This window comes from Streptomyces sp. PA03-6a, assembly GCF_033792765.1.
In the GTDB taxonomy this organism is placed as follows: domain Bacteria; phylum Actinomycetota; class Actinomycetes; order Streptomycetales; family Streptomycetaceae; genus Actinacidiphila.
The window spans coordinates 66,410-79,876 of sequence record NZ_JARAVK010000012.1; the positions used below are offsets into that span (position 1 = coordinate 66,410).

The 13,467-nt window shown below is 73.4% G+C and carries 14 protein-coding genes; 11 read left to right on the top strand and 3 right to left on the bottom strand.

Going from position 1 to position 13,467, the window contains the following annotated elements; genetic code table 11:
• Positions 1–55: 55 nt before the first annotated feature.
• The 6 genes from PV350_RS05260 (at position 56) to PV350_RS05285 (ending at position 6,191) form a co-directional block, all read left to right on the top strand.
• A complete protein-coding gene (locus PV350_RS05260) occupies positions 56–832 on the top strand; it encodes a pyrimidine reductase family protein (protein ID WP_500333013.1) in 777 nt (258 codons plus the stop codon).
• A gap of 196 nt (positions 833–1,028) precedes the next feature.
• Positions 1,029–1,502: an indole-3-glycerol phosphate synthase gene (locus PV350_RS05265; RefSeq protein ID WP_499514611.1), complete on the top strand. Its 474-nt coding sequence runs from the start codon at positions 1,029–1,031 to the stop codon at positions 1,500–1,502.
• Between the two features lie 79 nt (positions 1,503–1,581).
• Positions 1,582–2,973, top strand: a complete 1,392-nt coding sequence (murC, locus tag PV350_RS05270) for a UDP-N-acetylmuramate--L-alanine ligase (RefSeq protein ID WP_499514610.1) — start codon at positions 1,582–1,584, stop codon at positions 2,971–2,973.
• A gap of 14 nt (positions 2,974–2,987) precedes the next feature.
• Complete coding sequence (gene msrB, locus PV350_RS05275) at positions 2,988–3,395, top strand: peptide-methionine (R)-S-oxide reductase (RefSeq protein ID WP_499514609.1); 408 nt, start codon at positions 2,988–2,990, stop codon at positions 3,393–3,395.
• A gap of 98 nt (positions 3,396–3,493) precedes the next feature.
• On the top strand, positions 3,494–5,563 hold the full coding sequence (locus PV350_RS05280; RefSeq protein ID WP_500333014.1) for a spermidine synthase: 2,070 nt from the start codon (positions 3,494–3,496) through the stop codon (positions 5,561–5,563).
• A 4-nt stretch (positions 5,564–5,567) separates the two neighbouring features.
• Positions 5,568–6,191 (top strand): LysE family translocator, encoded by a 624-nt coding sequence (locus PV350_RS05285; RefSeq protein WP_499514607.1) that lies wholly within the window; start codon positions 5,568–5,570, stop codon positions 6,189–6,191.
• A gap of 19 nt (positions 6,192–6,210) precedes the next feature.
• Here PV350_RS05285 and PV350_RS05290 read toward each other — a convergent pair whose 3' ends face one another.
• The 3 genes from PV350_RS05290 to PV350_RS05300 are packed head-to-tail and all read right to left on the bottom strand — an operon-like array spanning position 6,211 to position 8,391.
• Entirely contained in the window at positions 6,211–6,882 is a 672-nt protein-coding gene (locus PV350_RS05290; RefSeq protein ID WP_499514606.1) for an ABC transporter, read from the bottom strand.
• On the bottom strand, positions 6,879–7,715 hold the full coding sequence (locus PV350_RS05295; RefSeq protein ID WP_499514605.1) for an ABC transporter ATP-binding protein: 837 nt from the start codon (positions 7,713–7,715) through the stop codon (positions 6,879–6,881). The genes PV350_RS05290 and PV350_RS05295 overlap by 4 nt, the downstream gene beginning before the upstream one ends.
• A gap of 1 nt (position 7,716) precedes the next feature.
• A complete protein-coding gene (locus PV350_RS05300) occupies positions 7,717–8,391 on the bottom strand; it encodes an AIM24 family protein (RefSeq protein ID WP_499514604.1) in 675 nt (224 codons plus the stop codon).
• On the opposite strand from PV350_RS05300, the gene PV350_RS05305 reads away from it, so the two are divergent.
• The 5 genes from PV350_RS05305 to PV350_RS05325 form a co-directional block, all read left to right on the top strand.
• Positions 8,333–9,139, top strand: a complete 807-nt coding sequence (locus PV350_RS05305) for an aminoacyl-tRNA hydrolase (RefSeq protein ID WP_499514603.1) — start codon at positions 8,333–8,335, stop codon at positions 9,137–9,139. The two genes, PV350_RS05300 and PV350_RS05305, sit on opposite strands and share 59 nt — an antisense overlap.
• Before the next feature lie 93 nt (positions 9,140–9,232).
• The gene (locus PV350_RS05310) at positions 9,233–10,588 is read left to right on the top strand and encodes an MbnB/TglH/ChrH family RiPP precursor modification enzyme (protein ID WP_500333015.1); all 1,356 of its coding nucleotides are present in this window, start codon (positions 9,233–9,235) and stop codon (positions 10,586–10,588) included.
• A 161-nt stretch (positions 10,589–10,749) separates the two neighbouring features.
• A complete protein-coding gene (locus tag PV350_RS05315) occupies positions 10,750–11,487 on the top strand; it encodes a DUF4142 domain-containing protein (protein WP_499514601.1) in 738 nt (245 codons plus the stop codon).
• A gap of 14 nt (positions 11,488–11,501) precedes the next feature.
• Complete coding sequence (locus tag PV350_RS05320; protein ID WP_499514600.1) at positions 11,502–12,674, top strand: DUF1996 domain-containing protein; 1,173 nt, start codon at positions 11,502–11,504, stop codon at positions 12,672–12,674.
• A 73-nt stretch (positions 12,675–12,747) separates the two neighbouring features.
• On the top strand, positions 12,748–13,467 hold a 720-nt coding region (locus PV350_RS05325), incomplete at its 3' end, for a TIGR04222 domain-containing membrane protein (protein ID WP_500333016.1).

Sequence of the window (13,467 nt, forward strand, 5' to 3'; positions counted from 1 at the left end):
CCCCCGCCGCCGTGTGGCCGACCCCACTGCGTGGGGGGCGTGGAAGACTGCAGCCATGCGCCGCCTCTTCCCCGCCGCCGCGACCGCTGCCGCAGCGGCACCCGCCGAGACCCTGGACACGCCGGAGGCGCTGGCCGACGCGTACGCGTACCCGGAACCGGCGGGCGGGGCGCCCTGGCTGCGGGCGAACATGGTGTCGTCGCTGGACGGCGCGGCCCGGCACGACGGGCGCTCCCAGCCGCTGTCCTCGGACGCCGACATGCGGGTGTTCGGGGTGCTGCGGGCCCTGGCCGACGTGGTGGTCGTCGGCGCGGAGACGGTGCGGCAGGAAGGCTACCGCCCGGCCCGCGCCCGGGAGGCCTTCGCGGACCGCAGGGCCGCGGCGGGACAGGGCCCGGCCGCCGCGATCGCCGTGGTGAGCGCCCGGCTCGACCTGGACTTCTCGCTGCCCCTGTTCACCGAGCCGCTGGTGCCGACCCTCCTGCTGACCGGCGAGGACGCCCCGGCCGACCGGGTCGCGGCGGCCGGGAAGGCGGGGGCACGGGTCGTCCGGGCCGGCTCGGGCACGGGCGTGGAGCCGGCGCGCGTGGTGCGCGAGCTGGCCGCGCTGGGGCTGCGCCGGATGCTGACCGAGGGCGGGCCGCGGCTGCTCGCCCAGTTCGCCGCGGCCGGGGTGGTCGACGAGCTGTGCCTGACGATCGCCCCGCTGCTGACCGCCGGTGACGCCATGCGCATCATGAACGGACCCGGCATCACCGACCCCGTCCGCTACACCCCGGTGTCGATCCTGGAGGAGGACGGCTTCCTGTTCACCCGCTACGTACGCGGCTGACCGGCCCCCCGGTGCGACCGGGACCGGCCACCGGCCGCCCGCGCCACCGGCCTCACCCGGATGGCGCCGATCGCCCGCCCCGCACTCGTCCGCGTGCCAGGCCCGGGAACGGATGTCCCCGCGTGCCCCGCGCCCGGACGGGGCAGGATGGTTTCCGTGGCGGGCCCGACGGCCCGCGAGAGAGAAGGACGCGTCCGTGTTCACGACCGTACTCATGATCGAGCAGCCGCTCGTCCCCGCCGATGTGGAACTGGTCACCACGCTCCACGGTGACGAGCCCGTCTCCTTCGTCGTCCTGATGCAGCCACGCGGCGACCAGGACCGGCTGCTGCGGGCCATCGACGACGTCGCCCTCGGCGAACTCGACAAGGCCGTCCACGAGCGCGAGCGCCCGGAGGGCGACAAGGCCCTGATGCCCGCCGAGCGCGCGCTGAGCCACAGCCTGACCGCCCTGCGCGAGGCGGGCTGCGAGGCGGTGGGCGAGGTGGTCGAGCGGCACCCCATCGAGCTGATGAAGTCGGTGGTCGAGCAGACCCACGCCGACGAGGTGATCGTGCTGACCGCCCCGCACCTGGTGGAGGAGTTCTTCCACCGCGACTGGACCTCCCGGGCCCGGCACAAGGTCGGCGTGCCGGTGCTGAAGCTGTTCGCCCACAACGCGGAGGACTGAGCGGACGCCGTGTCCCCGACTGGTGGAAGAATCGGGGACGGCCGACGACCGACCTCGTGAGTTCCAGGGAGCACCTCGCATGAGCCCCACCCTTCCCCCCGGTATGGACCGACCGCACTTCATCGGGATCGGCGGGGCCGGGATGTCGGGCATCGCGAAGATCCTGACCCAACGCGGCGCCGCCGTCGCGGGCAGCGACGCGAAGGACTCCGACACGGCCGGGGCGCTGCGCGCGCTGGGCGCGACCGTCCACATCGGTCACTCGGCCGCGCACCTCGCGCAGGACGCGACCTGCGTGGTCGTCTCCAGCGCCATCCGTGAGGACAACCCGGAGCTGGTGGCGGCCCGCGGGCGCGGCATCCCGGTGGTGCACCGCTCGGACGCGCTGGCGGCGCTGATGGGGGGCTCGCGCCCGATCGCGGTGGCCGGTACGCACGGCAAGACGACCACCACCTCCATGCTCGCGGTGAGCCTGTCCGCGCTGGGCCTGGACCCGTCGTACGCCATCGGCGGCGACCTGGACGCCCCGGGCTCCAACGCCCACCACGGCACCGGCGAGATCTTCGTGGCGGAGGCGGACGAAAGCGACCGCAGCTTCCAGAAGTACGACCCCGAGGTGGCGATCGTGCTCAACGTGGAGCTCGACCACCACGCGAACTACGCGTCGATGGACGAGATCCACGAGTCGTTCGAGGTCTTCGTCGGCAAGATCGTCCCCGGTGGCACCCTGGTCGTCGGCGAGCACTCCGGCGCGCGGGAGCTGGCCGCCCGGGTGGCGGGCCGCGAGGGGCTGACCATCGTGCGCGTCGGCGAGGACGAGCAGGCCGACGTGCGGATCCTGCGGATCACCCCGCACGGGATGTCCAGCGAGGTCACCGTCCGCCTGGACGGCGAGGAGCACACCTTCACCGTCTCCGTGCCCGGCCGCCACTACGCCCACAACGCGGTCGCCGCCCTGGCCGCGGGCGTCGCGCTGGGCGTCCCGGCGGAGGGCCTGGCCAAGGCGCTCGGCACCTACACCGGGGTGAAGCGCCGGCTGCAGCTGAAGGGCACCGCCGCGGGCGTCCAGGTCATCGACTCCTACGCGCACCACCCGACCGAGATGACCGCGGACCTGCAGGCCCTGCGCGAGGCGGCGGACGACCGGCGCATCCTCGTGGTCTTCCAGCCGCACCTGTTCAGCCGCACCCAGGAGCTGGGCCGCGAGATGGGCCAGGCGCTCGCGCTCGCCGACGCCTCCGTGGTGCTGGACATCTACCCGGCCCGCGAGGACCCGATCCCCGGCATCACCAGCGACCTGATCATCGCCGCGGCCGTCGCGGCGGGCGCCGACGTCACCGCGGAACACGACAAGGAAGCGGTCCCCGAGGTCGTCGCCGGAATGGCCAAGCCCGGTGACCTTGTTCTCACCATGGGCGCGGGCGACGTGACCGATCTCGGTCCGCGCATCCTCGCGCGCCTGGAGAACTGAGGAGAGGGAGGACCATGGCGTACGAAGTCGACAAGTCCGAGGAGCAGTGGCGTCAGGAGCTGACGCCGCAGGAGTACGCGGTCCTGCGCCAGGCGGGCACGGAGCGTCCCTTCGTGGGTGAGTACACCGACACCAAGACCCGCGGCGTCTACTCGTGCCGCGCCTGCGGCGCCGAACTGTTCACCTCGGACACCAAGTTCGAGTCGCACTGCGGCTGGCCGTCCTTCTACGACCCGAAGGACAGCAAGGCCGTCGAGCTGATCGAGGACCGCTCGATGGGCATGGTCCGCACCGAGGTCCGCTGCACCCGCTGCGGCTCGCACCTGGGCCACGTCTTCGAGGGCGAGGGCTACGACACCCCGACGGACCAGCGGTACTGCATCAACTCGATCTCGCTGCGGCTGGCCCCCGTGGAGGACTGATCACGAAATCCGACGGCTAGGCCCCTCGCGTGGGGCGGACGCGCCACGCGGGGCGCGTCCGTCGACTCCCCGCCCACCGGGTGGCAACGTGGCCCGGCATGGAACACCACGTACGGGCCAGGTTGCTGCTGGCCAGCGCCACCATGCTCTTCGTCGAACTGGCGCTGATCCGGTGGGCGGGCGCGAACGTCGTCCATCTGAGCTACTTCTCCAACTTCATCCTGCTCGGCTCGTTCCTGGGGATCGGGCTGGGCTTCCTGGTCGCGGCGGAACGCGGCCGGTGGCTCAAGCGGTGGGCGCCGCTGCCGCTGGCCGTGCTCGTGGTGCTGGTGCGGGAGTTCCCGGTCCAGGTGCGGCAGAGCAGCGGCGACGTCATCTACTTCACGGCGGTGAAGACCACCGGGCTGCCGCAGTGGGTGACGCTGCCGGTGCTCTTCCTGCTGGTGGCGTTCGCGATGATGGCGATCGGCAAGATCACCGCCGATCTGTTCCGGCAACTGCCGTCGCTGGAGGCGTACCGGTGGGACCTGCTCGGCTCGCTGACCGGTTCCGTGGCCTTCGCGGGGGTGTCCTGGCTGCGCGCGCCCTCGCTGGTGTGGGGGCTGATCGCCGCTGCGGCGCTGCTGGTCCTTGGCGGCCGGCGCAACACGCTGCGGTACGCGCTGCCGCTGGCGGCGATGGTCCTGGCGTTGCTCTTCGAGTCGCTGGCGCCGGGGGTGTCCTGGTCGCCGTACTACAAGATCGAGCTGACCCGCCCGGAGCCGGGCACCAGTTCCCGGACGTACAAGATCGCCGCCAACGGCGTGCCGCACCAGAGCATCGCGCCGCTGAAGGTGCTGCAGCAGCCCAACTCGCCGTACGAGCAGGCCTACCGGGAGACCCCGGACAATTCGCACCGCAAGGTGCTGGTGATCGGCGCGGGCAACGGCAACGACGTCGCCGTCGCGCTGGCCAACGGCGCGCAGTACGTGGACGCCGTCGAGATCGACCCGCGGCTGCAGGAGATCGGGGCGCAGCTGCACCCCGCGCGGCCGTACGAGAACCCGCGGGTGCACGTCCACATCAACGACGGGCGGGCCTTCCTGGAGCGGACGAAGACGAAGTACGACCTCGTCGTGCTGGCGCTGCCCGACTCGCTGACGCTGGTGTCGGGCGCGAGCAACCTGCGGCTGGAGAGCTACCTCTTCACCAAGCAGGCCTTCGAGTCGGCACGTGACCACCTCGCCCCCGGCGGCGCGTTCGCGATGTACAACTACTACCGGCAGAACTGGCTGATCGACCGCTTCGCCGGCAGCCTGGACCAGGTCTTCGGGCACGCTCCGTGCATGACGGAGTACAGCAAGCGCGCCGCGGTCCTCGTGGCCGGGCTGACGCCGGCCGACCAGACCTGCGGGACGGTCTGGCGGGCCGGCGGGGCGGTGCCGCCGCCCGCGGACGACGACCACCCCTTCCCCTACCTCCTGCACCGCACGGTGCCGAGCCTCTACCTCGGGGCCCTCGGCCTGATCCTGCTGGTCACCGTGATCTCGGTGCGGCTGGCCGGGGTGCGGCTGCGCGGGACGCTGCGCTACGCCGACATGTTCCTGATGGGCGCGGCCTTCCTGCTGCTGGAGACGAAGAACGTCATCGGCTTCGCCCTGTACTTCGGCACCACCTGGCTGGTGAACGCGCTGGTCTTCATCGGGGTGCTGCTGGCGGTGCTGGCCGCCGTCGAAGTGCGGCGGCGCATGCGCCGGCTCAACCAGACGGCACTGCAGATCCTGCTCTTCGTCACGCTCGCCGTCGGCTGGCTGGTCCCGGCGCAGTCCGTGCTGTCGCTGCCCTTCGCGGCACGGCTGGCGGCGGCCGTCGCGCTCGCCTTCGCGCCGATCTTCTGCGCCAACCTGATCTTCTCCGACCGCCTCGCCCAGGCACCGGACCCGACCGCCGCCTTCGGCGCCAACCTCCTGGGCGCGCTGACCGGCGGCACCCTGGAGTACCTGGCGCTGCTCACCGGCTACCGCGCGCTGCTGATCCTGGTGGCCGTGCTGTACGCCGGGGCCTGCGTCGCGATGCGGCTGTCCGGCGGCGGTGGCCCCGCCGGCGGCGACGGCGCGGGGCAGGGCCGGCAGGACGCCACGGCGCACGGAAACCGGCTGGTGCGCGAGGGTCCCGCTGCAGCACCATGACGGGATGCTGAGCGTCCTGCTGCCCTTCCTCGGTGCCTGCACCCTGATCGCCGCGGCCCCCGGGCCGAGCACCGTGCTGATCATCAGGCACTCCCTGCGCAGCCGCCGGGCCGGCTTCGCGACCGTCCTCGGCAACGAGACCGGTGTGTTCGTCTGGGGGCTGTGCGCCGCCTTCGGCCTCACCGCGCTCCTCGCGGCCTCACAGCTCGCCTACGACGTCGTGCGGATCGTCGGCGCCGCCGTCCTGATCTGGTTCGGCGTCCAGGCGTTGCGTGCCGCCCGCCGCGGCCCCGACCCCGAGCGGGCCGCGGCGGGTGAGGACGTGACGGTGACGCCGTGGGCGGCCTACCGCGCCGGGCTCGGCATGAACCTGGCCAATCCCAAGGCGGCGGTCTTCGCGATGTCGTTCCTGCCGCAGTTCGTGCCCACCGGCGCGCCCCAGCTCCCCACGATGGTGGGGCTCGCGGCGCTCTGGGCGGTCTACGAGGTCGGCTACTACGGGGCGTACGTCTGGTTCGTCGACCGCCTGAGGGCGGTGTTCAGCCGCGCCGCGGTGCGGCGCCGCCTGGAGGCGGTGTCCGGCGGCGTGCTGGTCGCGCTGGGCGTCCGGATGGCCCTGGAGGGCTGAGCGGCCGCGCCCCTGCCCCTCACCCGCGGCGTGCGCTGAGGGTCGCCGCGAGCAGGCCGGCGCCCGCGGCGGCGAGCGCCGCGAACAGGAGGGGCACCAGCGGGAACGGGACCGCGCCGGTACGGGAACCGGTGACGAGCCCGGTGACCGCCGCGTTGGCGGGCGATCCGGCGGCGACGAGGACCAGGACCGCGGTGAGGGCGGTGACGGGCACCGCCCATCCGGGGCGGAGCAGCACCGGGGGGTTGGTGAGGGCGCCGACGGCGGTGCCGAGCAGCGCGGTCACCAGGGCGGCCAGGAGACCGGCCACGGCCGCCGGGACCACCGGGATGGCCTTCAGGTGGTCCGTGGTGTGGGGGTCGGCAATGCCGAGCACCACGGCGGTGCCCGCGGTGCCCAGCACCACCGAGCACAGCAGCGCCGCCAGGACGCCCGCCGTGTGGGCGCGCCCCGGCCCGGTGGCGGCCGCCACGCAGGCGCGGGCGGCCGGCGGCTCGGCCGTCACGCTGACCCGCACCAGCCAGGCCGCGGCCGGCAGCAGCGCGGCGGCGCTCCAGCCGAGCGAGTCCAGCAGCGGCTGCGGCCCCCCGGCCAGCCCGATCCCCATGACGGTGACGTGGAGCAGGAGCGGCGGCAGCCAGCGGAAGGACCGCAGGAGCAGGGTGGTCCGGTAGCGCAGCAGTGCGGTCATGAGGACTCCGTGGGCGGCTCCGCGGGCGGCTCCGCGGGGTGGACCGCGCGGATGTGCCAGGGCGGCGTGGCGGTGAGCAGCCGCCGCAGGACGGCGTCGGACCCCGCGGCCGGGACGGTCACCCGGAGCGTGCCGGGCGCGGCGGGCTCGTACGCGAGCCCGGCCGGCGGCTCCCCGGTACCGGTGGCCTCGATGACGACGCGCGGCCCGGCGGCGGCGTCCAGGGGCACCGGCACGAGCCGGGCGTCCTCGACGCGGTGGACCTCCGTGGTGTCGCCGGCCAGCCGGCCCGGGTCGTGGTCGACGAAGACGACCGTGCCGCCGGCGGCGCTGCGGGCGCGCACGGCGTCGTCCAGGACGGTGCGCGCGTCCCGGTCGAGCCCCGTCCACGCCTCGTCGAGGACGAGGAGGTCCGGCTCGGCCACCAGCGCCTGGGCCACCGCGACCTTCTGGCAGGTGCCCTTGGACAGCTCGGCGAGCGGGGTCCGGGCGGACCCGGCGATGCCGAAGCACTCCAGCCACTGCTCGGCCCGCCGGGCGGCGGTGCGGCTGCCGAGCCCGTGCACCCGCCCCAGGTGCACGAGGTAGCCGTGCGCGTCGAAGGGCAGTGCCGGCGGGAACCGCTCGGGCACGTACGCGGTGCGCGGGCGCCCGCTGACCCGGCCCGTGGTGGGGCGGTCGATGCCTGCGAGGATCCGCAGGACCGTGGACTTGCCGCTGCCGTTCGCCCCCTCGACGCGCAGCACCCGTCCCCCGGGCACGTCGAGGTCGACGCCGCGCAGCACCCAGGGCCCGCGCGCCCCGTACCGGCGGCCGACCGCCTCCAGCCGCACGTCAGTTGGACGGCTGGTGGGGCTGGGACTCGCTCGGCCGGACGACGACGAAGCCCTCCCCCTGCAGCATCAGCTGCACCGCCTCGCCGGAGCCGCCGCGCAGCATCGAGCCGAAGCTCTGCGAGCGGTGCAGGGAGGTCTGCAGCTGGGCGCTCCAGCCGACGACCGCGTCGGTGTCGACGTACACCGGGGCCTGCGGGGTGACCGGGATGACGATCGGGTTGCCCTCGCACATCACGCCGAGGCGGCCGTGCCCGGTGAAGACGCTGTTGAACAGGCCGCCGCCGGCCATGCCCGCGCCCTTCACGACCTTTATCTCGTAGGAGAGGGTCGAGTCGAAGACCAGCACGTTGCGGCCGTTGATGGTGAGGCTGTCGCCGGGGTCGAGGTCGATGACGAAGCAGTTGGCCGCCTCGTGGGCGAACCAGGCCTCGCCCTGGCCGCGCACCGACATCAGCGGCAGGCCCTCACCGGTGAAGGCGCGCTTGAGGAACTTGCCGACGCCCTGCCCCTTCACCTCGAACTGCAGGTTTCCGCGGAAGGCGATCATCGAGCCCTGGCGCGCCAGGCACTCGCCGTTCACCGCGTACTTGATCGACTTGGCGTTCTGGAGGGTCATGCCGGGCTCGGTGGCCGGCTGCGCCGTGTTCTCGGTCGCGAAGAGGTCGCTGTGCACCCCGGCATCCTGGCCCGGAGGGATCGGCTCCGACAAGCTCCTGCGGGGCGGGTGGCAGACTGTCGAGGTGACAACCGATCCTCGCGACGCCGCTCCCCAGTTCGTCCTCCCCCTGGTCGTCCGCATCGAGCGGACCGCCCCGCCGGCGCGGACCGACGCGCTGGAGACGGCCGCCCGTGCCGTGCTTCTGCTGCGCTCCGACGAGCGCGCCACCGCCGCGGACGGGGAGTGGGCCGGGGCGGTACGGGGCTGGGAGGACGCCCGCATCCGCAAGGTCGTACGGCGGGCGCGCGGCGCCGAATGGCAGCGGGCCGAGGCGCTGCCGGGCATCACGGTCACCGGCAAGTCCGCCGAGGTCCGCGTCTTCCCGCCGGTGCCGCTGGACGGCTGGCCCAAGGACCTGGCGCGGCTGCAGGTGTCCGGGACGGAACTGGAGGACCCGGAGCCGCCCGCCGGGCCGGAGACCGGGACGCCGGTGCTCTGGCTCAACCCCGGGGTGCAGATGTCGGCCGGCAAGGCCATGGCGCAGGCCGGGCACGGCGCCCAGCTCGCCTGGCTCGCCCTGCCCCCGGCCGAGCGCGCGCAGTGGCGCGAGGCCGGTTTCCCGCTGGCCGTGCGCACGGCGCCGCAGGCCGGCTGGGAGGCGCTCACCGCCTCCGGGCTGCCCGTGGTGCGGGACGCCGGGTTCACCGAGATCGCCCCGGGGTCGTGCACCGTCGTGGCGGACCACCCGGCGCTGCGCCGCTGAGGCCCAAGCTCAAATCAAGCTCTGAAACCCGCCCCCGCGGGGTTCACCCGCCCTGCGCGGGGCCAGAACCCCGGCAGGAGGAAGGGGGGGCGCATGGAGCACTCGTATCTGGGCACGGGCATCGGCTGGCGGCCGGAGATCGCGGCGGCGGTCGAGGCGCTGGCGGAGGCCGGCCGTGTCGACTGGGTCGAGGCGGTCGCCGAGAACGTCTGCCCGGGTCATCTCCCCGACTCCCTGCTGCGGCTGCGCGAGCGCGGTGTCACGGTCGTCCCGCACGGTGTCTCGCTCGGCCTCGGGGGCGCCGAGCGGCCCGGCGCGGAACGGCTGGCCGCGCTCGCGCAGCGCGCGCAGGTGCTGGGCGCCCCGCTGGTCACCGAGCACATCGCCTTCGTGCGCGGCGGCGGGGAGCTGACGGGCTCGGCGCACCTGGAGGCGGGGCACCTGCTGCCCGTGCCGCGGACCCGGGACGCGCTGGACGTCCTGTGCGAGAACGTGCGCATCGCGCAGGACGCGCTGCCCGTGCCGCTCGCGCTGGAGAACATCGCGGCGCTGGTGGCCTGGCCGGACGAGGAGATGAGCGAGGGGGCCTTCCTCGCCGAGCTCGTCGAGCGGACCGGGGTACGCCTGCTGATCGACGTCGCCAACCTGCACACCAACCACGTCAACCGCGGCGAGGACCCCCTCGCCGCACTCGACGCGCTGCCGGTGCACGCCATCGCCTACGTCCACGTGGCGGGCGGTGTCGAGAAGGACGGCGTATGGCACGACAGCCACGCGCACCCCGTCCCCGAGGCCGTCCTGGACGTGCTGGCGGCGCTGTACGAGCGGGCCTGCCCGCCCGGCGTGCTGCTGGAGCGCGACGACGACTTCCCCGGCGGCGGCGAACTGGCCCGCGAACTGGCCGCGATACGCCGCGTGGTGGACGCGGGCACGGGCGGGCGGACGGACGTGCCGCCGGCCGTGCCCGCCGGGGTCGCCGCGGCGCCCGGGGCGGCCCGTCAGCGCCTCGCGCTGCGCCAGACCGCGCTGTTGTCGGCGCTCGTGGCCGGGACTCCGGTGCCGGAGGGCTTCGACCGGACCCGGATCGGTGTGCAGAGCCGCGCGCTGGCCGCCAAACGCGCCGGCATCGTCGCCAAGGTGGCGCCGGAGCTGCCGGAGATCCTGGGGGCCGCGTACCGGCCGCAGTTCCTGCGCTACGCCGCGCGGCGGCCGCTCGACGGGGGCTACCGCCGCGACGCCATGGCCTTCGCCGCGTACGTCCTCGACGGGGACGACCCGCACGACCCCGCGGTCACCAGGCGGCTGGCCGCGTGGTGGCGCGAACGCTCGGGCCCGGCACCGCTCCCGGCCTGGCGGCAGCGTCTGCGCGGAAGGGTTTTCCCGGCGCCGCGACAGCCCTCACACCTATTCATACGTATGCGGGACACGCTCCGTTCAAAGCTGCCATAATCTTTTTCCAAGGGCCTCCGACCTGCGACGGGAATGGCGGCGGGGCCCATCGGGCGCGAAAAGGCAACAACGTACCAAGGACCGGGTCCGGATTCCTGGAATTCGCGAATACGTGACTGTTCCTCGCCTTGGACGCTTCAAACGCACTAACGTGCGGTCCCATGCGATCCACCCGTTACGCCACCGGACTCAGCCTCGTGGTCGGGGCTCTCGTGGTCACCCTCGCCGCGCTGGCCTACCCCGTCATGTCCGGGCTGAACAGCCCCGCCGTGACCGCGGCCGGCGCCCAGACCGTGTCCACGCAGTACGGTCCGCTCACCCAGCTGGACCGCACCTTCGTCACCAAGGTCCGGCTGGCCGGCCTGTGGGAGTTCCCCGCCGGGCAGATGGCCCTGCAGAAGGGGACGACGCCCGCGGTCAAACGCGCGGGGCAGCACCTGATCGACGGGCACACGAACCTCGATTCGACGTGCCGCACGATCGCGCCCCAATTGGGCATCACCCTGCCCAACCAGCCCACAGCACAGCAAATGGGCTTCCTGGCCACCTTCTCCGCCGCGAACGGCCAGGACTTTGACCAGAAATTCGCCAATATCGTGAGGCTCGCCCACGGCCAGGTGTTCTCGGTCATCGCCCAGGTACGCGCCACCACACGCAATTCGCTGGTACGGGAACTGGCCGACCAGGCGAACGCGACGGTGCTCGACCACATCACCGTCCTGGAGAAGACCGGACTGGTCAACTTCGACCAGATCGCCGTGGACACGACCGCCAGCCCCACCAACCCCGGTGCGGCCGTCCCGGTCTCCCCTGCTCCCGGTGAGCCGACCTTCATCGTCACCCCGTCCCCGACGTACTCACTTCCCCCAGCGGCTTCGTCCCCCCAGCCGTCGCAGTAGAAATGAGCGATCCGATGCCCACACGACAACACATGAACCACCGGCGCAGGTTGAGCACCAAGCAACTCGTGCTGATAGCCGTGCTGGCACTGCTCGGCTCCGGCGGCACCTTCGCCCTGGTCACCGGTTCGGCCTCGGCCCACTGGCGGTCCAACTCCGGTCACTCGGGCGGCTGGCAGAGCCCCAGCCCGGGGAACAGCACCAAGGCGGACAACGGGGGCCAGAACAACGGCGGACAGAACAACGGCGGCCAGAACGGCTCCGCGGCCCCCTCCGTGTCCGCCTCGGCCTCCGCGTCCGCGCCCGCCGGCGGCGGCTCGCAGACCAACGGCCCCTCCCCCGAGGACTTCGCCGACATCCGCTCGGTCCAGCCCAACGTCCAGCGGGCGGCGAACCAGCGGGGCGCCTCGCGCGGCACGTTCACGGCGCGCTGCGGCCGCAACGAGAACAAGCACCACAACCCCGACAACTTCATCGTGGCCCCCGGCGTCGCCAACGGCGCGCACCACGTCCACGACTACGTCGGCAACCTGAGCACCGACGGCTTCTCGACCAACGAGTCCCTGGCCGCGGCCGGCACCACCTGCGCCCGCGGGGACAAGTCGGCGTACTTCTGGCCGGTGCTGCGCACCCGCTCCGCCAACGACGCGCCGGACGCCGACGGCAACACCGGCACCATCCTGCAGGCCACCTCGGTGCAGCTGCTCTTCGGGGGCAACCCGAGGGCCAAGGTGGTGGCGATGCCGTCCACGCTGCGGATCATCATGGGTGACGCCAAGTCCTTCACCAACGGCGTCGCCAACGCCAAGGCGTCGTGGAGCTGCACCGGCTTCGAGAACCGCCAGCTCACCGACAAGTACCCGCTGTGCCCGCAGGGCAGCCGGGTGGTCCGCACGCTGAACTTCCCCAGCTGCTGGGACGGGACCAACGTCGACAGCGCCAACCACCGCACGCACATCGTCTTCCCCGACGGTGCCGGGCAGTGCCAGGCCGGCTTCAAGGCCGTGCCCCAGCTGAAGATGCGGCTCACCTACAAGGTCCCGCAGGGCCCGAACTACGCGCTCGACAGCTTCCCCGAGCAGCTGCACAAGCCGGTCACGGACCACGCGGACTTCGCCAACTTCATGCCGGCGCGCCTGATGAACCAGGTCGTCAGCTGCATCAACGGCAACCGCAACTGCGGCTGACCCGGTAGCCCGCGCCGCCCCCGATTCGGGAAACCGCGGGCGGACCCCCACGGGGGTCGGCTACAACTCCCCCATGTGGATGCTCTTCCTCCTCGTGGCCTGGGCCGCGGCGATCGCCTCCTGCACACGCCTGTGCAGGGCGGCGGTCGCCGCGGCCGATCTGCCTGACGGGACCGCCGCACCGGCCGCCGATCACGCGCTCGGGCTCTACGAGATGGCCTTCCTGTCCGGCGGACCGCGCCGGGTCACCGAACTGGCGATGGTCACGATGGGGCGCGAACGGCGTCTGCTGCTCGCCAGGACCGGCTGGGCGACCGTCGTCGACCCGGACGGCCGGGACGCCATCGAGCGCTCCCTGATCGCCGCCACCGGCCCCGAGGGTCAGGCCCCCGTCCCCGCGATACGCGCGGCGCACGCGACCTCCGACGGGGTCCGCGCCTTGGCCCAGGGCCTCGCCGACGCGGGGCTCGCGGTGCCTCCCGCGGCCCGGGAGTCGATCTCCACCGGCATCCGCGAGGTCCGCGCGGCCTCCGCCCTCATCCTGGCCATGCTGGCCGCCGCGACGACCCTCAGCCCCGCCGGCCGGTCCCTGCTGCCGTGGTTCGCGCTCCCGCTGCTGGTCACTCTGGGCTGCCTGGCCATCGCGCGCTTCGAGATCCACCCCTACACCCACTGGGCCGCCCCCGCGGGCCGCGAGCTGCTGCGCGCCGTCGACGTCCCCGACGGCCCGGCCCCCGACGACCGCCGGCAGTTCCTCACCGCCGTCGCCGTCCGGGGCCCCTCCGCCCTCCCC

Coding starts and splice junctions, on each gene's coding strand:
- PV350_RS05260 (WP_500333013.1), top strand. CDS start 56: ATGCGCCGCCTCTTCCCCGCCGCCGCGACCGCTGCCGCAGCGGCACCC.
- murC (WP_499514610.1), top strand. CDS start 1,582: ATGAGCCCCACCCTTCCCCCCGGTATGGACCGACCGCACTTCATCGGG.
- msrB (WP_499514609.1), top strand. CDS start 2,988: ATGGCGTACGAAGTCGACAAGTCCGAGGAGCAGTGGCGTCAGGAGCTG.
- PV350_RS05280 (WP_500333014.1), top strand. CDS start 3,494: ATGGAACACCACGTACGGGCCAGGTTGCTGCTGGCCAGCGCCACCATG.
- PV350_RS05285 (WP_499514607.1), top strand. CDS start 5,568: ATGCTGAGCGTCCTGCTGCCCTTCCTCGGTGCCTGCACCCTGATCGCC.
- PV350_RS05290 (WP_499514606.1), bottom strand. CDS start 6,882: ATGACCGCACTGCTGCGCTACCGGACCACCCTGCTCCTGCGGTCCTTC.
- PV350_RS05305 (WP_499514603.1), top strand. CDS start 8,333: ATGCCGGGCTCGGTGGCCGGCTGCGCCGTGTTCTCGGTCGCGAAGAGG.
- PV350_RS05310 (WP_500333015.1), top strand. CDS start 9,233: ATGGAGCACTCGTATCTGGGCACGGGCATCGGCTGGCGGCCGGAGATC.
- PV350_RS05315 (WP_499514601.1), top strand. CDS start 10,750: ATGCGATCCACCCGTTACGCCACCGGACTCAGCCTCGTGGTCGGGGCT.
- PV350_RS05320 (WP_499514600.1), top strand. CDS start 11,502: ATGCCCACACGACAACACATGAACCACCGGCGCAGGTTGAGCACCAAG.